The 23960-nt window shown below is 63.6% G+C and carries 14 protein-coding genes and 9 pseudogenes; 5 read left to right on the forward strand and 18 right to left on the reverse strand.

The features are described 5' to 3' along the window. Window positions 1–16: 16 nt before the first annotated feature. The 9 genes and pseudogenes from rseP to ACFXS9_RS14735 form a co-directional block, all read right to left on the reverse strand. A pseudogene (gene rseP, locus ACFXS9_RS14695) lies at window positions 17–1191 on the reverse strand (RIP metalloprotease RseP). Between the two features lie 43 nt (window positions 1192–1234). Continuing rightward, a pseudogene (dxr, locus tag ACFXS9_RS14700) lies at window positions 1235–2456 on the reverse strand (1-deoxy-D-xylulose-5-phosphate reductoisomerase). Window positions 2457–2460: 4 nt separating this feature from the next. After that, window positions 2461–3309: a phosphatidate cytidylyltransferase gene (locus tag ACFXS9_RS14705; protein ID WP_392689882.1), complete on the reverse strand. Its 849-nt coding sequence runs from the start codon at window positions 3307–3309 to the stop codon at window positions 2461–2463. Further along, window positions 3306–4061 carry an isoprenyl transferase gene (locus ACFXS9_RS14710; RefSeq protein WP_392689884.1) on the reverse strand — a complete coding sequence of 252 codons (756 nt, stop codon included), beginning with the start codon at window positions 4059–4061 and terminating at the stop codon, window positions 3306–3308. The genes ACFXS9_RS14705 and ACFXS9_RS14710 overlap by 4 nt, the downstream gene beginning before the upstream one ends. A 42-nt stretch (window positions 4062–4103) precedes the next feature. Next, the gene (frr, locus tag ACFXS9_RS14715; protein WP_057843034.1) at window positions 4104–4667 is read right to left on the reverse strand and encodes a ribosome recycling factor; all 564 of its coding nucleotides are present in this window, start codon (window positions 4665–4667) and stop codon (window positions 4104–4106) included. A 70-nt stretch (window positions 4668–4737) separates the two neighbouring features. After that, window positions 4738–5453, reverse strand: a pseudogene (pyrH, locus tag ACFXS9_RS14720) (UMP kinase). A 70-nt stretch (window positions 5454–5523) separates the two neighbouring features. Then, a pseudogene (tsf, locus tag ACFXS9_RS14725) lies at window positions 5524–6449 on the reverse strand (translation elongation factor Ts). 133 nt (window positions 6450–6582) lie between these two features. After that, window positions 6583–7581 (reverse strand): annotated as a pseudogene (locus ACFXS9_RS14730) (30S ribosomal protein S2). A gap of 222 nt (window positions 7582–7803) precedes the next feature. After that, on the reverse strand, window positions 7804–10227 hold the full coding sequence (locus tag ACFXS9_RS14735) for a caspase family protein (protein ID WP_392689886.1): 2424 nt from the start codon (window positions 10225–10227) through the stop codon (window positions 7804–7806). A gap of 374 nt (window positions 10228–10601) precedes the next feature. On the opposite strand from ACFXS9_RS14735, the pseudogene ACFXS9_RS14740 reads away from it, so the two are divergent. Both ACFXS9_RS14740 and ACFXS9_RS14745 read left to right on the forward strand, forming a co-directional pair. Next, window positions 10602–10667: pseudogene (locus ACFXS9_RS14740) on the forward strand (hypothetical protein); the annotation flags it as partial. A gap of 118 nt (window positions 10668–10785) precedes the next feature. After that, window positions 10786–10860: pseudogene (locus ACFXS9_RS14745) on the forward strand (hypothetical protein); the annotation flags it as partial. A gap of 176 nt (window positions 10861–11036) precedes the next feature. Here the strand turns inward: ACFXS9_RS14745 and ACFXS9_RS14750 are convergent. The 3 genes and pseudogenes from ACFXS9_RS14750 to ACFXS9_RS14760 all read right to left on the reverse strand — a co-directional run bounded on the left by ACFXS9_RS14750 (window position 11037) and on the right by ACFXS9_RS14760 (window position 16614). Beyond that, complete coding sequence (locus ACFXS9_RS14750) at window positions 11037–11456, reverse strand: CBS domain-containing protein (RefSeq protein WP_392689888.1); 420 nt, start codon at window positions 11454–11456, stop codon at window positions 11037–11039. Between the two features lie 432 nt (window positions 11457–11888). Next, window positions 11889–15422: pseudogene (dnaE, locus tag ACFXS9_RS14755) on the reverse strand (DNA polymerase III subunit alpha). Window positions 15423–15870: 448 nt separating this feature from the next. Continuing rightward, complete coding sequence (locus ACFXS9_RS14760) at window positions 15871–16614, reverse strand: outer membrane protein (RefSeq protein ID WP_392689890.1); 744 nt, start codon at window positions 16612–16614, stop codon at window positions 15871–15873. 300 nt (window positions 16615–16914) lie between these two features. Between ACFXS9_RS14760 and ACFXS9_RS14765 the strand changes: the two genes are divergently transcribed. The 3 genes from ACFXS9_RS14765 to ACFXS9_RS14775 all read left to right on the forward strand — a co-directional run bounded on the left by ACFXS9_RS14765 (window position 16915) and on the right by ACFXS9_RS14775 (window position 17990). Continuing rightward, window positions 16915–17208: a DUF3551 domain-containing protein gene (locus tag ACFXS9_RS14765; RefSeq protein ID WP_392689891.1), complete on the forward strand. Its 294-nt coding sequence runs from the start codon at window positions 16915–16917 to the stop codon at window positions 17206–17208. Between the two features lie 151 nt (window positions 17209–17359). Next, window positions 17360–17629: a DUF3551 domain-containing protein gene (locus ACFXS9_RS14770; protein WP_392689893.1), complete on the forward strand. Its 270-nt coding sequence runs from the start codon at window positions 17360–17362 to the stop codon at window positions 17627–17629. A 106-nt stretch (window positions 17630–17735) separates the two neighbouring features. Continuing rightward, window positions 17736–17990, forward strand: a complete 255-nt coding sequence (locus tag ACFXS9_RS14775; RefSeq protein ID WP_392689895.1) for a DUF3551 domain-containing protein — start codon at window positions 17736–17738, stop codon at window positions 17988–17990. A 6-nt stretch (window positions 17991–17996) separates the two neighbouring features. Here ACFXS9_RS14775 and ACFXS9_RS14780 read toward each other — a convergent pair whose 3' ends face one another. The 6 genes and pseudogenes from ACFXS9_RS14780 to ACFXS9_RS14805 form a co-directional block, all read right to left on the reverse strand. Beyond that, complete coding sequence (locus tag ACFXS9_RS14780) at window positions 17997–18695, reverse strand: ABC transporter ATP-binding protein (protein WP_392689897.1); 699 nt, start codon at window positions 18693–18695, stop codon at window positions 17997–17999. A gap of 7 nt (window positions 18696–18702) precedes the next feature. After that, window positions 18703–19984: pseudogene (locus tag ACFXS9_RS14785) on the reverse strand (lipoprotein-releasing ABC transporter permease subunit). 69 nt (window positions 19985–20053) lie between these two features. Continuing rightward, the gene (gene proS / locus ACFXS9_RS14790; protein WP_392689899.1) at window positions 20054–21373 is read right to left on the reverse strand and encodes a proline--tRNA ligase; all 1320 of its coding nucleotides are present in this window, start codon (window positions 21371–21373) and stop codon (window positions 20054–20056) included. 228 nt (window positions 21374–21601) lie between these two features. After that, window positions 21602–22108: a copper chaperone PCu(A)C gene (locus tag ACFXS9_RS14795; protein ID WP_392689901.1), complete on the reverse strand. Its 507-nt coding sequence runs from the start codon at window positions 22106–22108 to the stop codon at window positions 21602–21604. A 112-nt stretch (window positions 22109–22220) separates the two neighbouring features. Further along, the gene (locus ACFXS9_RS14800) at window positions 22221–22727 is read right to left on the reverse strand and encodes a TlpA family protein disulfide reductase (protein ID WP_392689903.1); all 507 of its coding nucleotides are present in this window, start codon (window positions 22725–22727) and stop codon (window positions 22221–22223) included. Then, a complete protein-coding gene (locus tag ACFXS9_RS14805) occupies window positions 22724–23938 on the reverse strand; it encodes a sialidase family protein (protein ID WP_392689905.1) in 1215 nt (404 codons plus the stop codon). Before ACFXS9_RS14805 ends, ACFXS9_RS14800 begins: the two co-directional genes overlap by 4 nt. Between the last annotated feature and the right edge of the window lie 22 nt (window positions 23939–23960).

A 23960-nucleotide genomic window follows, 5' to 3' on the forward strand; every position in this document is an offset into this window, starting at 1 on the left:
TCATAAAAAGCCGCGTCTACGATCTCCCGAACAGCCCCTTCAGCCAGGGCACCTGATGGAAGTCATTATAGAAGGCGAAGACCATCAGCATCAGGACCAAAACCAGCCCGACTCGGAACCCGTATTCCTGGGATTTTTCCGACAATGGACGCCCGCGGAGCACCTCGGCCGTGTAGAACATAAGGTGACCGCCATCGAGCAAGGGCACCGGGAACAAATTCAATAGCCCGATCGAAATCGACAGCACCGCCGCCAGATGCAGCAGCGGAATGATTCCCAAGGTAGCCACCTGCCCCGAAATCTGCGCGATCAGATCGGCCCGCCGATCTGGTCCGCGCTCGCCCGGCCGGTAAAAATGTTCCCGATATAGGCGAGCGTCTGCTCGATGACGAACCAGGTTTCCTTGATTCCGAGCCAGAATGCGGTCGCCGGATCGACCTTCTCGGTGGTCACCTCGCCCGGCGAGGTCGCACAGGTAATGCCGAGAATTCCGAGCCGCTGGGTATTTCCGAACGGATCCTTCACCTCGCGCAGTTCCGGCGTGCCCTTCAATTCAAGCGTGGAATCACCCCGCTTGACGGTGAACGTCATGGTCTCGCCGGCGCGAACGCTCACGAAGCGCTGCATGTCGGAGAAGCTGCCGATCTTCTTGCCGTCGATGGCGGTGACGACATCGCCGACCTGAAAGCCCGCCCGCTCGGCGGCGCTGCTTGCTTCGATCTTGTCGACGCGTGCCGTCGTGCTCGGCTTGCCGAAGAAAGTGAAGAGACAGGTGAAAATGACGATCGCCAGAATGAAATTCGCGATCGGACCGGCGGCCACGATGGCTGCGCGCGCGCCGACTTTCTTGTGATGGAAGCTGCCTGCGCGCTCTTCCTCGCTCATGCGGGCGAGCGATTCGGCCGATGCGGGCGTCGAGGCCTCCGATTCGTCGCCGAAGAACTTTACGTAGCCGCCGAGCGGGATCGCGGAGATCTTCCAGCGCGTGCCGTGACGGTCGTTGAAGCCGGCAAGTTCCGGCCCGAACCCGAGCGAGAACGTCAACACCTTCACGCCCGCCCAGCGGGCGACCAGGAAGTGGCCGAGTTCATGAAAGAACACGACGATGGTCAGAACGAACAAAAAGGGAATGATGTAGCCGATGAGCCCGTGGCCCAACGTACTGAAACTGCTTAGAAAAAACTCTGACATCAGGTTCCCCTCGACAAGAGCCGATGGCTCCGTCCCCAACCCTCTAGGATGCCTTTAAGGCAATTTGAGGCAATAGGGAGGCGGCTCGATTTCGCGCGTTATGGTCAACCGAGATCGCGTCGTCCGCCGAGCTCAAAGGCGCAAGGTTCCCGGCACAAGATCAATCGTTGATGGTGGCTTCGACGAGGCGCGCGATCGATCGAATTTGATCTTTCCGGCGATGAACGCCGCCACCGCCACCTCGTTGGCGGCGTTGAATACCGTGGTCGCGCCACGTCCTGTACGTAACGCCTCGTAGGCCAGCCGCAAGCCCGGGAACCGCTCGAAGTCCGGCGCCTCGAACGTGAGCTGGCCGATTTTTGCGAGGTCCAGCCTGGCCGACGGGCCAACGATCCGATCGGGCCATCAAGGCAGTGCGCGATCGGGATGCGCATGTCGGGCGCACCGAGCTGCGCAACCACAGAGCGATCGGAGAATTCGACCATGCCGTGGATGATCGACTGCGGATGCACGAGGACGTCGATCTCGTCAGCCGAAAGCGCGAACAGATAGGAGGCTTCGATGACTTCGAGACCCTTGTTCATCATCGAGGCCGAATCAATGGTGATCTTCTGGCCCATGCTCCAGTTCGGATGCTTCAAGGCCTGCTCAAGCGTCGCCTGCTCGATGTCGGCCGGCGCCCAAGTGCGGAACGGGCCACCGGATGCGGTGATGATCACGCGCACCAATTCCTCGCGATTGCCGGAAGAGAGCGCCTGAAACAGCGCGTTGTGTTCGGAATCCGCCGGGAGGATGCAGGCGCCGGCCTTCGCCGCGCGCTGCATGAAGAAATCGCCGGCACACACCAGGCATTCCTTGTTCGCCAATGCGACGGCGGCGCCGCGGTCGACCGCAGCGAGCGCGGGCTTCAGCCCGGCCGCGCCGCTCACCGCCGCCATCACCCAGTCGGCGGGACGCGCCGCGGCCTCGATGATCGCGCTTTCGCCGGCGCCGCATTCGATGTTCGTGCCTGCCAGCGCATCCTTCAGTTCGCCAAGGCGCGCGGGGTCGGCGATCGCCGCAGATCGTACGCCGAATTCCTTCGCCAGCCTGGCCAGCGCTTCGACATTGGAATTCGCGGTCAGCGCCTCGACCTGATAGCGGTCGCGCGCACCGCGCAGCAGATCCATGGTGCTGTCGCCGATGGAACCGGTGGCGCCCAGCACCGTGACGGTGCGCGCATCCGACCAAGCGGCCTTGTTGTTACGCAACGGAACTGCGCTCATCGTTTCACCAAACCATAAGACCGCGACCGACGCCATCGGCGCCGCCCCGCAGAAAGCCGAAAAGTGCCGCCACGACAACGGCTGCGACAAACCCATCCAGACGATCCATTAGTCCGCCATGGCCGGGGATGATGTGACTTGAGTCCTTTACGCCAAAACGGCGCTTCACGGCGGATTCGAAGAGGTCGCCGAGCTGCGAAACGACCGAAAGGGCCGCCGAAAGCACCAGCAGCGGCCCCACTTTGCCGAGACCAAAGGCGGCAAATCCGCCTGCCACGGCCAGACTGGCAGCAAAACCGCCGACGGCGCCGGCCCAGGTCTTTTTCGGGCTGACGCGCGGCCACAGTTTCGGCCCGCCAATACCGCGGCCCGCGAAATAGCCGCCACTATCGGTCACCCACACAATCAGCAGCACGAACATCAGGGCGGCAAAACCCTTCGTGGAATCCAGACGCACCAGCACCGAGGCAATCTCGGCCGCCGCCGCGTACAGAAATCCGGCCGCCGCCCAGTTTCGCCGCTCCGGCGCGATCGACACAACAGCGACAAGGCCGATGCCGAGCACGATCAGGGCGGCATCGAGCCGGCCGATCGCAAAGCAAATCCCGCCGAGCGCAAGCGCGGCCACGCCCGGGGCAATCACACGTGTTGCCCCGGCGAGGCCCACGATCGCGAGCCATTCGACGAACAGGCCGACGGCCGCCAGCGTCACCAGTGCGGCCCACAGCCAGCCGCCCGCATAGGCGATGGCGACCGCAAGCGGGATCAGCACCGCGGCGGCGGCGATACGCATCACGAGGTTGCGTGAGTCGGGCGCGCTTGCTGCCGCCGGCGAGGGCTCGGGGTCGGTCACGATCCGGTTTTCGCAACCAGACCGCCGAAACGGCGTTCCCGTCTGGCATATTCGGCAATGGCGCTTTCGAGCGCGGCCTTGTCGAAATCGGGCCAGTGGATCGGCACGAACACAAGTTCGCTATAGGCCGCCTGCCACATCAGGAAGTTCGACAGCCGCTGTTCGCCGCTGGTGCGGATGATCAGGTCGGGATCGGGAATGTCAGGTGCATCGAGATAGCGGCCGAGCGTATCAGCATCGATCGAGGCGGGATCGCGCTTGCCCTCCGCGACTTCACGCGCCAGCCGTTGGGCAGCGCCGGCAATTTCCTGGCGCGATCCGTAATTGAACGCGACCACGAGATGGAGCTTGGTATTGGCTCTCGTCAGTTCCTCGGCCTCGTTCAAGAGCGTGCAGATATCGGGCTCCAGCCCCTCTCGTTCGCCGATCACGCGCACGCGCACGCCGTCGCGGTGCAGCGTCGCCAGATCGTTGCGGATGAAGCGGCGGAGCAATCCGAAGAGATCGCCGATTTCGGTCGCCGGCCGCGACCAGTTTTCGGAGCTGAACGAAAAGATCGTCAGATAGAGCACGCCGAGTTCATGGGCAGCGCGAACGACGCGGCGCAGCGCCTCGACGCCGCGGCGGTGGCCTTCGGCGCGCGGCAAGCCGCGCGCTGCCGCCCAGCGCCCGTTTCCGTCCATGATGATCGCCACATGCAACGGGACGGAGCGATCCGGTCCTTCCGTGGCGGGGGCGGCGGCGTTCGGCATTATCTGAATTCCAGGGCCAGTCTCAACTCGTGGACGTTGCCATCAAACGGTGAGGATTTCCTTTTCCTTCGCCGCCAGCAACTGATCGATTTCCGCAATCGTTCCGTCGGTCGCCTTCTGCACCTCGTTGGCGAGCCGCTCCTGATCGTCTTCGGAAATCTCGTGATTCTTCTCGAGCTTCTTGACGATATCCAGGCCGTCGCGGCGGACGTGGCGAACGGCAACCTTGGCGGCCTCGGCGTATTTATGCGCGACCTTCACCAGTTCCTTGCGCCGTTCCTCGTTAAGCTCGGGAATCCGCAGGCGCAGCACTTGTCCTTCGGTCGCGGGCGAGAGGCCGAGATTGGAATCGACGATCGCCTTCTCCACGGCCTTCACCATCGACTTGTCCCACACCTGGACGGAAAGCAGCCGCGGCTCGGGCACGCTGACGGTGGCGAGCTGGTTGAGCGGCATGTGCGAGCCGTAGGCCTCGACCTGCACCGGCTCCAGCATGGACGCCGCCGCGCGGCCGGTCCGCAAGCCACCGAGCTCGTGCTTGAGCGCATGTGTGGCGCCTTGCATGCGGCGCTTCAATTCGTTGATGTCAAAACCGGGCGTGGGCATAACGCTCTCCCCTCCTTGGAAACCAGCCGCTGGCGTCTTGAAGCCGCGGTTCGAAACTGCAACCGGCATATCAGCCGGCAACCACCGTGCCGTGGCCGGTCCCGCGCAGGATCGCGCCGATCGAACCCGGCTCGGCGATCGAGAATACGATGATAGGCAGTGACGTCTCGCGGGCAAGCGCGAATGCAGTCGCGTCCATCACCTTGTAGTCGCCGGCGATCGCCTGCGAATGCGTCAGCCGATCAAAACGCTTGGCGGACGGGTCCTTTTTGGGGTCGGCGCTGTAAACGCCGTCGACATTGGTGGCTTTGAGCACCGCCTGCGCCCCGATCTCGGCCGCCCGCAACACCGCCGTGGTATCGGTGGTGAAGAATGGATTGCCGGTTCCACCGCCGAGCAGGACGATTCGTCCATCCGCGAGATATTTGTGCGCTGCACTGCGGGTGAACAGCTCGGAAATCTCGGGCATCACAAAAGCCGACAGGGTCCGCGCCGGCGCTCCTTGCGCTCGATGGCGGCTTCCAGCGCCAGGCAGTTCATCATGGTGGCGAGCATGCCCATGGTGTCGCCGGTCGGGCGCGAAACGCCGCGCGAGGACACTTCCACGCCGCGAACGATGTTGCCGCCGCCGATCACGACCGCCACCTCGACGCCGAGCTTGTGGGCCGCGATCAGGTCGTCGGCGATGCGGTCAACGGTTGGCTGGTCGATACCGAAGAAATGGCTACCTGCGAGATACTCGCCCGAGAGCTTGATCACGACGCGACGATAGACCGGCTCAGCCATTGCTTACGCTTCCCTCTCCCGCGCAGGCGACTTCCGGCGCATTTGCGCCGGAAGACTGTGACCGCAGCGGTTACTTCTTGCCGCTGGCCGCCGCGACTTCGGCTGCGAAATCGGATTCCTGCTTCTCGACTCCTCGCCGAGCATATATCGCACAAAGCCGGCAATCTTCACAGGCGCGCCGATCTTGCCTTCGGCTTCCTTCAGAGCTTGCGCGACCGACTTGCCCTTTTCGTCGTGGATGAACGCCTGCTCCAACAGACAGACTTCCTTGTAATAGGTCTTCAGACCGGACTCGACGATCTTCTCGATCACGTTTTCCGGCTTGCCCTGCTGGCGATACTTGTCGGCCAGCACGTCCTTTTCGCGCTTCACGATCTCGGGGTCGAGGCCGGACGGATCCAGCGCCTGCGGATTGGTCGCGGCCACATGCATCGCAAGCTGACGTCCGAGATGCGCGAGTTCATCGGTCTTGCCGGTGGATTCAAGCGCGATCAGCACGCCCATCTTGCCGGCGCCATCGATCACGGCGCCATGGATGTAGCTCGACACCACGCCCTTGCCGACCTCGAGCGAGGCAGCACGGCGCAGCGTCATGTTCTCGCCGATGGTGGCGATCGCGTCCGAAATCGCGGTTTCGACGGTGACGCTGCCGACCTTCGCCGCCTTGATCTTCTCGACGTCGGCGCCGACGTCGAGCGCGACCTGCGCGATCATCTTGACGAGGCCCTGGAACTGCTCATTGCGGGCGACGAAATCGGTCTCGGAATTGACTTCGACCACGACGCCCTTGGTGCCCGACGTCACCGCACCGATCAGGCCTTCGGCCGCGACCCGGCCGGCCTTCTTGGCGGCCTTCGAGAGGCCCTTCTTGCGCAGCCAATCCTGGGCGCCCTGCATGTCGCCTGCGGTTTCGGTGAGCGCTGCCTTGCAGTCCATCATGCCCGCGCCAGTCGACTCGCGCAGTTCCTTGACCATTGCCGCAGTGATCGTTGCCATCGTCGAATATCCTTCTTGCCTGTGAGCTGCGGGCGCGGCGCGCGCTTTGCGCCATGCCGTCGTCAGCTACAGGGAATGCCGTATCTGGGGAGCAGGACCGGTGGCCGGAAGACCCGGCCACGCGGCGAACCAATTATTCCGCTTCCGCGGTCAGCGTCTTGGCCTGGGCGACCCAGGCATCGGCGCGGCTCGGAAGACCAACCTCTTCACCGATCTTGTGCGCAGTGTCGTGGTCGAGTTCGGCAAGCTGCCAGTAATGGAAGATGCCGAGGTCGTTGAGCTTCTTCTCGATCGTACCCGACACGCCAGTGAGCTTCTTGAGGTTGTCGGCAGTGCCGCGCGGACCGGCCAGTCCCTGGAAGCCGGTCGGCTGGGGCGCTGCCGGAACTTCCTCGCGAACCGGCTGAACGGCGGCGCCGATATCGATTCAGGAATCGCCCTGCGCGCGCGAAATGCCGTCGATGGCGGCGCGGGCAATCAGGTCGCAATACAGCGAAATGGCGCGGCCGGCATCGTCATTCCCCGGCACCACGAAGGTGATGCCCTTGGGGTCCGAGTTGGTATCGACGATCGCGGCAACAGGAATGTTGAGCCGCTGCGCTTCCTGGATCGCGATGTCTTCCTTGTTGGTGTCGATCACGAAGATCATGTCAGGAAGACCGCCCATGTCCTTGATACCGCCGAGCGAGCGGTCGAGCTTGTCGCGCTCGCGCTGCAGCGTCAGCCGCTCCTTCTTGGTGTAGGAGTTGGCCTCGCCCGACGACAGCACCTCATCGAGGTGACGCAGGCGCTTGATCGATCCCGAAATCGTCTTCCAGTTGGTCAGCGTGCCGCCGAGCCAGCGCGAATTGACGAAATACTGCGCCGAGCGCTTGGCCGCCTCGGCAACGCCGTCCTGCGCCTGGCGCTTGGTGCCGACGAACAGGATGCGGCCGCCCTTGGCAACCGTGTCGGAAACCGCCTGCAGCGCGCGATGCAGCATCGGCACGGTCTGGGCGAGATCGATGATGTGGATGTTGTTGCGGGCACCGAAAATGTAATCCGCCATCTTCGGATTCCAGCGGTGCGATTGGTGGCCAAAGTGGACGCCAGCTTCCAAGAGCTGACGCATGGAAAAATCGGGTAGCGCCATAGTCATAGTTCTCCGGTTGGTTCCTCCGGAAACGTGTGAGCAAACGAGCCTGACTGGCCCGGTTGCCACCGGACGGCCTTTGAGAGCCATGTTTCCGTGTGAGATGGCGCGCTATATAGCCGGATTCCAGCCGGAAGCAAGGAAATACGGCCGTTTTTTCGGTCTTCCAGATCAGCGATTTAGGGCCGCTCCGGCCAGACCCGGGATCTGGCCGGCTAACGATCAGCATCGGCCCGGCAGGCACCCCCTGCCCGCGGCCGCCGGAGCCGGCGCCGCACGCGGTGCAGCCATCGGCGGTGGTGCGGCCATACGCGCGGGTGCCGGGGGTGGTGCGGCCATCCTCGGTGGAGGCGGTGGCGGCGCGGCCATCCGCGGCGGCGGCGGTGGGGGTGCGGCCATGCGCGGCGGTGGGGCCGGCGGCGCAGCCATCCTGGGTGGAGGCGACGGCGCGGCCATCCGCGGCGGCGGGGCCGGCGGCGCAGCCATCCTGGGTGGAGGCGACGGCGCGGCCATCCGCGGCGGCGGCGATGGCGGCGCGGCCATCCTGGGCGGGGGCGATGCCGGAGCTACTCGCGCTGCTGGCGGTGATGGGGGCCTTGCCACATTCACGGCAGACGGTGGTGGGCCACGCCGCAGCTCAGGTTGCAATTGAGGTTTTGGCGCAATCGCCGCAGCCGGCCTTGATGGCGCGGCGGCACTGGGTGGCGGCGTTACCGCGGGCTGCCGGCCTGCCGGAGCCGCAGGAGCCGTCGCGCCGATGGCCGGCTGCGCACCGACAGCGCCGGGTGCGGTGGGCGCCGCTGTTCCCGGGCGCAACGCACCCGGCGCTGGCCTTGCGTTCGGATTGACGGCGGCACTTGGGGGCGTGGGTGGCGCGCCCCTGGCGCCCGGAACCGGCAGGGCGTTTGTCCTCGGCACGGGCTGTGTCGACGGCAGCGCGGCTGGTGCGTTCGCCGGCTGCACCGCGCCCGGCCGTCCGGTCTGCCCGGCCGGAGCGCCGGGCAGACCGGTCCTCACGGCAGGATTGATCGTGGCGCTTGGCGGCACCGGCGCTTTGCCCTGCTGGATCAAGGTGGCCCGTTGGGCCACGGCAGGCGGCAGCGTCGGTGTGGCGCCACCAACCTGGGCCGGCGCAACCCTCGCTGCCGGGGAGCCGGGACGTCCCCTGTCGCCAAGTCCCGCCGCAGGCAAAGCGAGCTGCGGCGGCCTGTTGATGACGTTGTTGATCACGGTCCGGTTGTGGATGTTGGCAAAGATGATGTTGTTCGGCGGCGGCGCGACATAGCGCGGCGGCCTCACATAGACCGGTATCGGCACAAAGATCGGCTGCGGCAGGATGAACAGCCCGATCGGCGGCGGTGGCGGCTCCAGCACCACGAAATCATCCGGCGGCGGCGGCAGGTAGTAGACCGGCGCCGGTGGTGGCGGCACGAAGTCGAACTCGGGATCGCTGAAGGCCAGCACCGGACGATCGACATAGATGAACTCTTCCGGCGGCGGCGGCGGCACGTCGTAGTCGATAACGTCAAATGTCGGCGGCGGTTCGAGCGGCGCGGTGAGAATGGCAAGGCGGCGGCGCGCATCGGCAGCATGAGGCCCGCGCGGGTAACGTTGCAGATACGACCAATAGGCGTTCGGGGTGTCGGCGCGGTAGGTGCGGCGCCAGGTGATCGCTTCGCGCCGCGCCGCCACGATCGCCCTCACTCGCTTTGCCATGGGATCGTCGGGATAGGCAGCGAGAAAATCCTCATAGGCCGGCAGCGTGTCGCGCTCCAGCGCCGCGGCATAGGCTTCCTGCACGCCGAGATCGCGGATCGGCTTGTTGCGGATGGCGGCGACCTGATCCGGCGGCGGCGCGGCGGGCGCATCCGGTGCGCGCTCGAAGAACGTAAAGGCCGCATCGACCTTCTGGCTGTCCCAGGGCACTTGCGCGCCCTTGCTGGCTTCGTTGACGCGAAGCCGTAGGCGATTGAAGACCTCCGGCAGCGGCAATCCACCGGTCCGGATCATCTCGGCCAGCGATTGGGCGTAGATGCCGTATGGTCCCTGCTCGGCAGGCGCTACCGTTCCGGGCGCCGCGTTGAACGCGATCAGCATATGCGGATCCGCCTCGACCAGAGCGAGACCGCTTGCGATCTGTCCCTCGACGAACGGCTGCTGCCGCGCCGCGTCCAGCACGACGATTCCGGCCTTCAACGGTAGCGAAGCGAGTTGGCGGATGTAGTCGCCGGTCCGCAACGCCTCGGTCGGAACGTCGGTATCCCGGTTGATCGCGGAATCGACCGGCACGAAATAGTTGTCGCCGGCCAATTGCAGCCCGTAACCGGCCAGATAGACCATCGCGACCGTGTCCGGCCCAGAGCTTTCGGCCTTCTGGATGAAGTCGCGGAAACTCTTGCGCAGCGTGTCGCCATCGAGGTCGCGGGCGCCGATCACGTCGAATCCCGCCGCCTGCAAGGTTTGGGCGATCAGGCCGGCATCGTTGGCCGCGGTTGCCAGCGGCGATTTCGCATAGGCGGCATTGCCGACCACCAGCGCGATGCGCTTTTCCTGCTGTTGCGCAACAGCGGAGCTCAAATGACCGGCCAGACCGGACATCGCGACGAGACACACCGAGAGGATCGAAAAACTTCTTGCTACCCGCATGGGATCCCACCCTGTCTCCGCCCGCGCTGTATGAGACGCGCGTTAAGCTGAACCTTTCTTGAACAAATGCGCTCTCAGCAAGGCATGGTGCAAGTCAAATCGAGCCCTGGATGCCCGCTCCTCCCGGTTCCGGCACGGAGATTCGCATTGTCGCGGCCGCCCGGCGGGCGTATCCTTTCACCCAAATCGTGTTCGCCCGCATCGTGAGGCGACTGCGCGAGTTCCTCCCGGTGTGCGGAATGCCCATGCAATGGAGGAAATCGTCATGACCGTCGCCCCAACCCTGCAAAAAATACCTGGATCAAAGCGTCACCTACGACGTGATCCCTCATGCCCCCACGAAGTCATCGACGCGCACAGCAGAAGCCTGCCACGTGCCGGGCGATGCGCTGGCCAAGGCCGTCGTGCTGCGCCGTGACGGCGGCTACATGATGGCCGTTCTTCCGGCCTCCCATCACCTGCATCTGTCGACCCTGAAAAGTCAGCTCGGCCACAAGGTCGACCTGGCGAGCGAAAAAAGAGATCGCGGAGCTGTTTGTCGACTGCGACATTGGAGCGATCCCGCCGGTTGGCGAGTGCTATGGGCTCGACGTCATCGTCGACGACAGCATCGACCCGCGACGGGATATCTACATGGAGGCCGGCGATCACGCGACGCTGATCCGCATGGACGGCGAGCAATTCGCGCGGCTCAACGCCAAGGCCTGGCGCGGCCACTTCAGCACGCACGATTGAGGCCGCTCGATCATGCCGGCGCCCGCGTCGATTTCGACGCGGGCTGTACTCGTTAGCGCGAGGGCTGCCGCGCGTCAGTGATGGGCGGAAACGCTCTTCACGCATCCGGCCAGCAAATCATTGGGCGCCGAACGGCTGACGTCGCCCAGGCTGATCATGCCGACCATTCGCTTGCTCTTGTTGATCACCGGCAGCCTGCGGACCTGCAGCGTCTCCATGTGATGGACGGCCTTGGCAAGGTCATCGTCCTCGCGGCAGCAATGGATGCCTTCGGTCATCACGTCGCGCGCCTGCGCACGGCTGAGGTCGAACTTGCCGTTCGCAAGCCCTTTGCAGACGATGTCGCGATCGGTGACCATCCCGACGAGGTGGTCGTCCTCTCCGATCGGAATGCAGCCGATGTCATGTTCTCGCATCAGCTTCGCGATTTCGGTGATAGGCGTATCGGGGTTGACCCAGTCGACGCCCTTGTGCATCGCGTCTTTGACTTTCATGGCGGACCTCCGTAACTGCGATTTCAGGTAATACTCCCGTGATGCAGCACAGTTCCCCCTCAATTCGATTATATGACGGTTCGGGTAGGTCGGCATCGAAAAAGGCAATGACAACTTCTTGAATTCGCGAAACGCATCGTTGCGCGGGTTGAAGTGCCCCCGCGCAACGCCGTCGCCCAACTCAGAAGGATGTCAGAAGAAGCCGAGCTTCTTCGGGCTGTAGCTGACCAAGAGGTTTGGTCCAGACGCGGCCCGCCTGGATGGCGTGGCCGCCAAGGAAGCCTGGGGCCGCGCCAGCGTCGCCGAACGCGAGGGCGACCTTGATTATCTCGCGTCAAGCTGCAGGGGCCGCGGCCAGCACCGCGATGATGCTGATACAGATTGGCCAGCACATCGTCTCAGCCAAGCGCTATCCGCGCCGCTCCGGCCCGCCTACAGCGTCTGCACGTCCACCACGCCCGCGACCGCCTTGATCGCACCGGCGATCTGCGGCGAGACCTTGAAGCGGCCCGGCAGCTTCATCTCCACCTCGGTCTGCAGATCGAGCATGATGACGAGCGAAACGTCGCCATCGGCGCCGCCCGATGGCGCTGGCGCGGGCTTCGCCGGCAGGCCCTTGGCCGAACCGTTTTGCGCCGATGCTTCCGGCATGTTGAGCCGTCGCGCAATCGAATCCAGCGGTTTGGTGTCGCGAACGAAAATCCGCAGGCCCTTCTGGGTTTTGGCCGCGGCGTCATCCAGCGGCTCGGCATGCAGCACCCGCGCGCGCACGTCTTCGCCCTGCAGCTCGGCGCCGAGCTGCAGCAATACGGCCGCTCCCGGCTCCAGCACGTCGCGGTATTGCGCCAGGCCTTCGGAAAACAGCACGGCCTCGAAATGTCCGGTCGGGTCGGACAGCCCCATGATGCCCATCTTGTTGCCGGTCTTGGTGCGGCGCTCCATGCGCGACACCACGGTGGCCGCAACCCCTGCCCGCGGTCGCGCCGGTCTTCACGGCACGCGAGAATTCCGCCCAGGACTGCACCCGCAGCCGCTTCAACACGGTGGCGTAGTCGTCGAGCGGATGACCGGACAGGAAGAAGCCGACGGCATCGTATTCGCGGCGGAGTTTTTCGGCCGGCAACCAGGGCTCGATCTGCGGCAGCATGATGGTCGGCGCGTCGGCAGCATTGCCGAACATGTCGTTCTGACCGATCGTTGCCGCCTCGTGGCTGCGCTGACAGGCGGCGAGTATCGCGTCCGCCCCGGCAAAGACACGGGCGCGGTTCGACTCGAGCGTGTCGAATGCGCCGGCCGCGGCGAGGCTTTCGATGATGCGCTTGTTGATCGCGCGCGGATTGACGCGGGCGGCGAAGTCCGCAAGCGACGTGAAGGCGCCCTTCTTGCGCTCCTCCACGATCTGCTCGACCGCCTGCAGGCCGACGCCCTTCAGCGCCGCCAACGCGTAGTAGATGGTTTTCTCGCCGACCTCGAAGGTGGCGCCCGAACGGTTGATGTTCGGTGCCTCGACCTTGATGCCGAGCCGCTGCGCCTCGGCGCGAAATTCCGAGAGCTTGTCGGTGTTGTTGAGTTCGAGCGTCATCGACGCCGCCAGAAACTCCACCGGGTAATGCGCCTTCATGTAGGCGGTGTGGTAGGACACCAGCGCGTAAGCCGCGGCGTGGCTTTTGTTGAAGCCGTAGTCGGCGAATTTGGCGAGCAGTTCGAAGATCGTGTCCGCCTGCCCCTTCGGCACGCCGTTCTTGACGGCGCCGGCGACGAAGATCGCGCGCTGCTTCTCCATCTCGGCGCGGATCTTCTTGCCCATCGCCCGGCGCAAGAGGTCGGCGTCGCCGAGGGAATAGCCGGCCATCACCTGCGCGATCTGCATCACCTGTTCCTGATAGATGATGACGCCGAACGTCTCTTTCAGGATCGGCTCCAGGATCGGATGCAGGTATTCCGGCTCCTCGTCGCCGTGCTTGCGCGCGCAATAGGTCGGGATGTTGGCCATCGGACCCGGGCGATAGAGCGCCACCAGCGCGATGATGTCCTCGAAACGGTCGGGGCGCATGTCGATCAGCGCGCGCCGCATGCCCTGGCTTTCCACCTGGAACACGCCGACCACATCGCCGCGCGCCAGCATCTGGTAACTCGGCGCATCGTCGATCGGCAGCGTCGCCAGGTCGACATGGATGTTGCGCTGTTTGAGCAGTTTTACCGCGACGTCGAGCACAGTCAGCGTCTTCAGGCCGAGGAAGTCGAACTTCACGAGCCCGGCCGGCTCGACCCATTTCATGTTGAACTGGGTCACCGGCATGTCGGATTTGGGATCGCGATAGAGCGGCACCAGTTCGCTTAGAGGCCGGTCGCCGATCACGATGCCGGCGGCGTGGGTCGAGGCGTGGCGCGTCAGTCCTTCGAGGCGCTGGGCGATGTCAAAGGCGCGCGCGACCACCGGGTCCTCGTCGCGAAACGCCTGCAGCTTGGGTTCACCCTCGATCGCCTGCGCCAGCGTCACCGGCGCGGCGGGATTTTGCGGCACCAGTTTAGTGAGCTTGTCGACCTGGCCGTAGGGCATCTGCAGCACGCGGCCGACGTCGCGCAGCACGCCGCGCGCCTGCAACGTTCCGAAGGTGATGATCTGCGCCACCTGATCGCGGCCATAGCGCTGCTGCACGTAGTCGATCACCTCGCCGCGGCGGTCCTGGCAGAAGTCGATGTCGAAGTCCGGCATCGAGACGCGTTCGGGGTTGAGGAAGCGCTCGAACAGTAGCCCAAAGCGAATGGGATCGAGGTCGGTGATGGTGAGCGCGTACGCGACCAGCGAGCCGGCGCCGGAGCCGCGGCCCGGACCGACCGGAATATCGTGGGCCTTGGCCCATTTGATGAAGTCCGAGACGATCAGAAAGTAGCCCGCATAGTTCATGCGGTTGATGACGTCGATCTCGAAGGCGAGACGCTTCTGGTATTCCTCTTCCGTCGCGCCGGGCGACAGGCCATGAACCTGGAGACGCCGTGCGAGCCCCGCCTCGGCCTGACGCTTCAGCCCGCGGCTTCTTCGGTTGCCGCGTCGGAGCCAGATCGGCGCCGACGGTGAAACGCGGCAGGATCGGTTTTCTCGTCTTCGGGCGAAACGAGCAGCGTTCGGCGATCTCGATCGTGGAGGCCAGCGCTTCCGGAATGTCGGCAAACAGCACCGCCATTTCGGCGCGGGTCTTGAAGCGGTGATCGGGGGTGAGCTGCTCGCGGTCGGTCTCGGCGATCAGCTTGCCGCCGGCGATGCACAACAACGCATCATGGGCTTCATAGTCGTCGTTCGACGCGAAATATGGCTCGTTGGTCGCGACCAGCGGCAGGCCCTTGGCGTAAGCGAGATCGATCAGGCCGGCCTCGACGCGACGCTCCTTGTCGATGCCATGGCGCTGCAATTCGACATAGAGGCGATCGCCGAACAGGCCCGCCAGCCGGTCGATACCGCGCGGCTGCAAGCGCTGTGTGATCGGCGTTGAGCGCCAGCGAAATCGGGCCGTCAGGGCCGCCGGTCAGCGCGATCAAATCCTCGGCATCGCCTTCCAGCCATTCGAGCTTGATGTGCGGGGATTGATGGACCGGCGTTTCCAAAAACGCCCGCGAGTTCAGCCGCATCAGGCTGCGGTAACCGCGCTCGCGCGCCGCCAGCAAGACGATTCGCGACGGCGTGGCGGCAAGCGAATTACGGGCGTTGGGATCCTGGTCGCCGAAATCGACGGCTAGCTCGCAACCGACGATCGGCTGGATGCCGTAGCCCGCCATCTTGTCGGAGAATTCCAGCGCTCCGAACATGTTGTCGGTGTCGGTCAGCGCCAGCGCCGGCTGGCGGTCGGCTTTCGCCAGTTCGCCGAGTTTGGCGATCTTGATGGAGCCCTTCAGCAGCGAATAGGCCGAATGAACGTGGAGATGAACGAGATCCGGCACTGGACATGGTCGCTTAACGGGCTCTCGCATCAAGGTGGGGAGCGATCATCGGCCGCTGGGTGCGCGCCGACTCGCTGCCGCAATGGTGATACCTTGGCCGGACGGAGTCCACGCGGAACGCCGCTTGCGCGCCCGCCATCCGGCTTTTCCCCAGCCCACCCCGCAAGCCGAATCAGGTCGGCCCTCCGCCGCGCCTCAAAGCTGCGGAATCACCTGCGCCCACACCGCGATCATCCCGACAAACAGCGTAATCGACGCCAGCGCTGCCGCCTCTTCCACGAACATCCGCAACATGGTCCGAACTCCCACGGTCAAAGAACATATGAGGAACATTGTTCCTTTTTTGTTCTCGGAGTCAAGTCCGTCTCACGGCGCGTCTTGCGACAATTCCGGCTTGGTTAACTGGCCAGCCGCCCACAACAAAAAAGCCCCGGGACAGCGCCCCGGGGCTTCGATGTTGGTCGCAGGTCGCGTGCGATCAGTACCTCGCGACGCCCGGAGCGCCGAACTTGTAGTTCAGGCGGGCGGTGACGAGATCAACGTCCTGACTGATACGGTCGGTGCCGACGAAGCCGCCGCCCGGCGCGGTGAAGGTGTAGGTACGATCCTGCATGAACAGGTGATTGTACTCGACGCCAATCGACCAGTTCGGCGCGAAGGCGTATTCGAGGCCGGCGCCGATCGTGCCGCCCCAGCGGGTGTCGTCGCCGGTGACGCCAATGGTCGCGCCTGCAAGGTTGGAGATGCGGTACTCGTTCGAGGTCACAGCAGCACCGCCCTTGACGTAGAGCAGGACGTTGTTGACGGCATAACCAACCTGACCGGTGAACAGGCCGAACGCATCGACGTTCGTGTGGTTACGAGTAGCGAACACCTGGCTCAAGTTGCTGCCCGAGAAGTCGGCCCAGTTGCCCTGGGCTTCAACGCCGAACACCCAGGTGCCAGCCTGCCAGCGATAGCCGACCTGACCACCGACCGTTCCGCCAGTCGCATCATGGGAGCCCTCGGGGCCGACGAGACCAGAAGGCGGAACCGAATCCCACTCGTTGCGGCTCGAACCCCAGCCGCCGTTCGCACCGATGTAAAAACCGGTCCAATCATACACAGCCGCGACCATCGGGGGCGCCTTGGTATAAGGGCGCGCAGCGAGATCAGCAGCAACAGCCGGCGCAGCCGCGCCGAGCGCGATCAGACTGGCCGTAACAAGCAAAACCTTCTTCATTCTTTATTCCCGTTCCTTTTTGACAGCCCCCAAGGCCGCGGCATGCTCATAGCATCGTCTGCTCGAATTGCTGTAACCTCGCTGCAACAACGCACATCAAACGGCCTCAGTGTGAACGTAAGTTAATGTTGTCTTGCAGGCGTTTTTTGAAACATTGCGCCGGAGCTCGCCGCACAAAATTCACATTTTAGTTTTGCGGCGGTATTACAAGGCGGATTGGCTTGACGGAATTGCAGAGCTGCGGCTTGTGTCGATCAGAATGGAACGCGAAGTGCCGATGCGCCGTGAGGGAGATTCGAAATGCGTAGAACGATTCTGGCCGTGCTGACCGCGATCGGATTGGCAGCTATCGGTGCTGCGCCTGCCGAAGCGGTCGGCACTCGATATCCGTTCTGCCTTCAGGGAGACGAATATCCGGCGCTGAGCTACTGCACGTTCACGAGCTACGAGCAGTGCCAGGCGACTGCATCGGGACGCTTCCTCACCTGCATCGCCAATCCTTTTTATGTTGGCGAGAGCGAACCGCCGCCCTCCAACTATCGCCCGCTGCCCGGCCGCGCGCTGCCGCCCGCTCACGGTTACGGCAGGTACTAAGCAGCGGCCTATCGCCGCCGAGACATTCCGCACACGCGAGCCTCCGGACGCCCGCACCTACAGCGCGTGAACGTGATTTGACGCCGGACTGCGTCGAATGTCTGCTGGCCGTCAGCACTTGCGGACCGATGCAGTTCTCAAGGAGATTCTGATGCGTATTCTGGCTTTGGCAATTTTGGCAGTCGGAGCGGCCTCGGCAGCGGCACCGGCGCAGGCACAGACTTACGATCCGCGCTATCCGGTTTGCCTGCATGTTTATAACAGGGGGATCAACTACTACGAATGTGCCTATACCTCCCTGCCTCAATGCAACATGTCGGCGTCGGGCCGCTCGGCGCAATGCGAGATCAATCCGTATTTCGCACATGCATCTCAAGAACCGTCGGCACGCCGCTATAAGCGCTACCGCAACGGGTACTGAGCGCGTGCTCTTGTAGCGCGCGAACGTGATTTGACGCCGGAGCGCGTCGAATGTCTGCTGGCCGTCTGCACATACGGACCGATCGCACGTCTCAAGGGAGATTCTGATGCGCATACCGGTTTTGGCGATCCTCGCGATTGCAATGATCTCCGCTTCGGCGCCGGCTCGGGCGCAGACCTACGGTTCCGACTATCCGGTCTGCCTGCGTGTCTACGGCCCGGCCACCTACTATGAGTGCCGTTATACGTCGCTGCCGCAATGTAATCTGTCTGCCTCGGGGCGCGCGGCACAATGCGTGCTCAATCCCTACGCATCGAACGCCTATCAGGATCGGCCGGTGCGCAAGCGCGGCGTTTACTGAACGCCGCTACTCCATTTCGACGACCCGGCCGTCGACCAGCGACACCCGCCGGTCCATCCGTCCGGCCAACTCCATGTTGTGGGTGGCGATCAGCATCGCGACCTGCGTCGCCTTCACGAGTTGCATCAGCGCCTTGAAGACGTGATCGGCGGTATGCGGATCGAGATTTCCGGTCGGCTCGTCGGCGAGTAGCGCCCGGGGCGCGTTGGCGACCGCGCGCGCGATGGCGACGCGCTGCTGCTCGCCGCCGGACAGTTCGGCCGGTCGGTGCGAAATGCGATCGCCGAGGCCGAGATAGGCCAAAATCTCCTGCGAGCGCTTGATCGTCTCGGAGCGTTTGAGGCCGCGGATCATCTGCGGCAGCATGACGTTTTCGAGCGCGGTGAATTCCGGCAACAGCCGGTGCGATTGATAGACGAAGCCGATGTCGGAGCGCCGGATCTGGGTACGGTCGATATCTGATAGTTGCGAGGTCGGCGTGCCCGCGACATAGACCTCACCATCGTCAGGGCTTTCGAGCAGGCCCGCGATGTGCAGCAGCGTCGACTTGCCCGACCCCGACGGCGCCACCAGCGCCACCGACTGTCCCGCCCACAGCGCAAGCCTGGCGCCGTTGAGGATGGTCAGCGTCGCCTCGCCCTGTCGGTACTCGCGTTTTATCTCGTGGAGATAGATAACGGGTACATCTTCCGCCTCCTCGGCCATCGCGCCCTCACTCATAACGGAGCGCGTCGACGGGATCGAGGCGCGCGGCGCGCCAGGACGGATAGAGTGTCGCCAGGAACGACAGCGTCAGCGCCATGATCACCACCGCAGTGGTCTCGCCGAAATCGATCTCGGCCGGCAGCCGGGAGAGGAAATAGAGTTCCGGCGAGAACAATTCGGTGTTGGTCATCCAGGACAGGAACTGCCGGATCGATTCGATATTCAGGCAGATCAGCATGCCGACGAAAAAATCCGGTCAGCGTGCCGACCACACCGATCGCAGCGCCCGTGATCAGGAATATCCGCATGATCGAGCCCTGCGAGGCGCCCATGGTGCGCAGGATGGCGATGTCCTGGCCCTTGTCCTTGACCAGCATGATCAGGCCCGAAACGATGTTGAGCGCAGCAACCAGCACGATCATGGTCAGGATCAAAAACATCACGTTGCGTTCGACCTGAAGCGCATTGAAGAAGGTCGAGTTGCGCTGCCGCCAGTCGACCAGGAACACCGGCCGCCCGGCTGCCTCCGTCACGCTTTTGCGGAACGCGTCGATTCGATCGGGATTGGCGGTGAAGACCTCGATCGCAGTCACGTCGTCCTTGCGATTGAAATAGGCCTGCGATTCCGGCAGCGGCATGAACACGAAGCTTGCATCGTATTCCGACATGCCGATCTCGAACACGGCCGCCACCTTGTAGGGTTTTATGCGCGGCGTCGTGCCCATCGGGGTCACCGCGCCCTTGGGCGCAACCAGCGTGATGGTGTCGCCGGCATGCAGCGACAATTGATCGGCGAGCCGGCGTCCGATGATGACGCCCTGCCCCTCATCAAACCCCTCCATCGTGCCTTGCTTGATGTTCTTGGCGATCGAGGTGAGGTTGTTCAGGTCCGCAGAGCGCATGCCGCGTACCAGCACACCGGCAGCATTAAAGGCCGAGGACGCCAGCGCCTGGCCGTCCACGACCGGCGCGGCAAGGCGGATGCCGTCGACCTGGCTGACGCGCTCGGCGACGTCCTTCCAGTCGGTCAGCGGCGATTCCAGCGGCTGCACCAACAGATGACCGTTGAGGCCGAGGATCTTGTCCAGCAGTTCCTTGCGAAAACCGTTCATCACGGCCATCACGATGATCAGCGTGGCGACGCCGAGCATGATGCCGAGGAACGAAAAGCCGGCGATGACGGAAATGAAGCCTTCCTTGCGACGTGCCCGCAGGTAACGCCCAGACAGCAGCCATTCGAAGGGCGCAAAAGGCGGAGTTCGGGCTGTCTCGTTCATGGTCTCATCCATTACTCGATAATCCCATGATTCGGGCCAAATGTGGCCGTATTGGCCAACATATCAGCCGCGGTGGATATCTTATCCCGCGATCTTCGCCACCACTTCCGCCGGACTGAGATTCTCACGCGAGCCGTCGCTGCGCCGCTTGATCTCGAGCTTGCCCTCGGCGAGGCCCTTCGGCCCGACCAGAATCTGCCAGGGGATGCCGATCAGGTCGGCGGCCGCGAATTTCGCGCCGGCGCGCTGGTCGGTATCGTCATAGAGCACGTCGACGCCCTTGGCCTGAAGCTCGCGATAAAGCTTCTCGCAGGCGCCATCGACGGCTGCGTCCCCCTGCTTCAGGTTCAAAATCACAGCCCTGAACGGCGCCACCGCCTCCGGCCATTTGATGCCGGCATCGTCGTGGCATGCCTCGATGATGGCGCCGACCAGCCGCGAGACCCCGACGCCGTAGGAACCGCCATGGATCGGCACGTCGACGCCGTCGGGGCCGGCGACCAGCGCCTTCATCGCATCGGAATATTTGGTGCCGAAGTAGAAAATCTGACCGACCTCGATGCCGCGCGTGTTGACGCGCTTGTCGGCAGGCACCTCGTGCTCGTAACGAGCGGCATCGTGGACGTCCTCGGTTGCGGCATAGACCGACGTCCATTGCTTGATGATCGGAGTGAGATCGCCGTCGTAATCGACGTCGTCGGGCGGGATCGGCAGGTTCAGCACGTCGCTGTTGCAGAACACGCCGGACTCGCCGGTTTCCGCGAGCACGATGAATTCATGGCTGAGATCGCCACCGATCGGCCCGGTCTCGGCGCGCATCGGGATTGCCTTCAATCCCATCCGCGCGAAGGTGCGCAGGTAAGCGACGAACATCCGGTTGTAGGAACGGCGCGCCGCCGCCTCGTCGATATCGAAGGAGTACGCATCCTTCATCAGGAACTCGCGGCCGCGCATCACGCCGAAACGCGGGCGCTGCTCGTCACGGAACTTCCACTGGATGTGATAGAGATTGAGCGGCAGGTTTCTGTAGGATTTGACGTAGGCGCGAAAGATCTCGGTGATCATTTCCTCATTGGTCGGCCCATACAGCAATTCGCGCTTGTGGCGGTCGCTGATGCGCAGCATCTCCGGGCCGTAGGCGTCGTAGCGTCCGCTCTCGCGCCAGAGGTCGGCGAGCTGCAGCGTCGGCATCAACAGTTCCAGGGCGCCGGCGCGGTCCTGTTCCTCGCGGACGATCTGCTCGATCTTCTTCAGCACCCGAAAGCCGAGCGGCAGCCAGGCGTAAATGCCTGCAGCCTCCTGCCGCATCATGCCTGCGCGCAGCATCAGCCGATGCGAGACGATCTCCGCCTCTTTCGGATTCTCTTTCAGGATGGGTAGAAAAAACCGCGACAACCGCATGGGACAACTCGAGGAATCAGTGGGCTACCGGAAGAGGTGCAGTGAAACCGGATCGGCTGCGAAAACACAAGGCCGGAAGCCGCGAAAAAGCCGCTGAAAACGCCGATTTGTAGGTCGTTTTGGCAGGGTTTCGTAGGATGGGTGGAGCGAAGCGATACCCATCGCCTTCGCGGCTGCAGGCATTGATGGGTATCGCTTCGCTCCACCCATCCTACAATTGCTCGCCGCCTATTTCTTCATCCCGGAATGATCGTGCTTCATTTCACCGGCGGATGGCCCCTTCGCACCGACGCCCTGCACGTCGAGCGACAACGTCACCTTTCCCGCCTTCTCGAATTCGAGGGTGACCGGCACCTTGTCGCCCTGCTTGAAGGGCTGCCTGAGATCCATCAGCATCAGATGATAGCCGCCCGGCGCGAGCTTGACGGTCTTGCCCGGCTCGATCGGCAGGCCCTTGTCGAGCGGCCGCATCGTCATGACGCCGTTGTTCATCGCCATCTCGTGAATTTCGACCTTGCCGATGTTATCGCCTGAGCCGCCAACGAGCTTGTCCGGCGCACTGCCCTTGTTTTCGACGGTGAGATAGCCGCCGGCGATTTTTGCGCCGCTCGGCGTAGCGCGGCTCCAGGCTTGCTTGATGACGAGGTCTCCGGCCTTGACTTCCTGAGCATGCGCGGGCGTACCCAGGAGAGCAAACAGGGTGGCGAAGGCGAACAATGGCAAGACAGGTTTCATCGGATGTCTTTCGATTTATGAAGTATGGCCGACACACAATGGACGGCCGATGGCCGCCGTTGCATTAACGTGAGAATGCAACGTTCATGTTCACAATAGCGGGATTGCGTCCTTATTTCTTCGCGGCCTTTTGCTGAACCAACCATTTTTCGAGGTCCGGTATTTCCGCCGAACCCTCGATCGTGGTCACGGTTCCATCCTGCCCGATCAGGAGCGTGCGCGGGATATCCCCCTGCCAGGCGGGATCGATCTCGAACCGGAGGCGTTCGACGAAGCCGTCGTTGAAAATCCAGTTCTCCGCCGATCCCAGCCCGGCCTTCTCCAGCATCGCGCGCGTTGCGCGGTCCAGATTCGGAACAAGGTCGGCGCTGACCATCACGACGTCGATCTCGGAATGGTCCTTCATGAATTGTCCGAGCAGCGGCAATTCGACCTTGCAAGGACCGCAGGTGACGCCCCAGAAATGCACCAGCGTCGGGCGCCCGGCATGCGAACGCAGCACGTCCTGCCAGCTTCCCCGCACGAACGGCTTGAGCGTGAGCTCGGACGGCGTCTCGGCGCTGGGCGCGGCGCCCAGACAGGCAACGAGGAACATGACGGCGAGCAGGAGGCGTTTCATGATCCGTCTCCGATCGGTAGAAAGCGATATCCGTCGGCTTTGGTCATCCACGAAAGGTAGACCTTCTGTCCGTCACTGACCAGCAACGGGTGGTCGGATGTATCCGTCGTCGTAGCGATCGCGACCGGCGTTGACCAGCTCTTGCCCTCATCATGCGAGACAATCGCGTTGACCGCGGTCTTCTCGCCGTCGAACTCCTTCCAGACCATGGTGGTGCCACGCGGGCCGGCAAGAACGTAGGGCCGCGTGGGATTGCGGTCGGAACGGCCGAGCGGAAGCGGATCGGAAAACGTACGTCCCTCGTCTTGCGATCGGGCATAGAACAGCCCCTTGCGCACCTTGCCGCTGGTGTACCAGGTCGCGTGGTAAGTGCCGGCGGGCGAGATCGAAAGACTTGGCCCATGATGCGGGCACGCGGCAATCTGCCAGTCGTCACGGCTGACGCGGCGAACCTCGCCCGGCGTCGCCGGGTCGGCGAACGTCATGATCGCGTGATCGCGCACACCGCCGTCGAAGATGTTCCTGAACACCACCACGGGACGGCCGGCGCCTGCGAACGCCAGGCCGAGCCGGCAACATTCGCAGGTGTTGTCGGCTGCGAGGTGCGTCTCGGAATAGGTCGCGCCGCCGTCCTTCGATGATGCGAAGAACAGCCCTGCCCCCTCATATTTCCTGCCCTCCTCACGCGCAGGCACCCGATTGCGCTTGTCGATCCAGGCCGCAAACACCGAACCGTCAGCATCGAGGCCGAGTGCGACAAAGCGCTGGCTCTCGTTGCTTGGGGTAATCGGCCGCAGCTCGGCAAAGCTCTGGCCGCCATCGGTCGACCTCGTGGTCAGCACCTGGCCATTGAACGCCTTGTCCCGGAAGCGCGAAAACGCCAGCGCAATGCCGCCGTTCTTGTCGATGACGATCTGCGGACGCGCATCCGGACCCCAATCGAGGTTGAGCTTTTCTTTTGTCACCTGAACCGACGTCGAAAAGCTGCGCCCCTGATCCTTCGAACTCGCGACCGATATCTGGCCTCCGGCCATCCAGGCGAGCCACAGCGTTCCATCCGGGGTGAAGGCTGGCATGACCTTCGACGCGCAGCGCAAGGCGGCCTCCTCGCACGCCGCTTCCGAGGCATGCTGATGATGGCTCATTTGCGCTTGCGCTGCACTTTGGCAGAGCGAGAAGGCGAGCATCGCGAGCAGGCTCATTCGCAGCATGGCTTTACTCCTCTTGAAGTGT

The organism is Bradyrhizobium sp. RDI18 (genome assembly GCF_043203335.1).
GTDB lineage: Bacteria > Pseudomonadota > Alphaproteobacteria > Rhizobiales > Xanthobacteraceae > Bradyrhizobium > Bradyrhizobium retamae.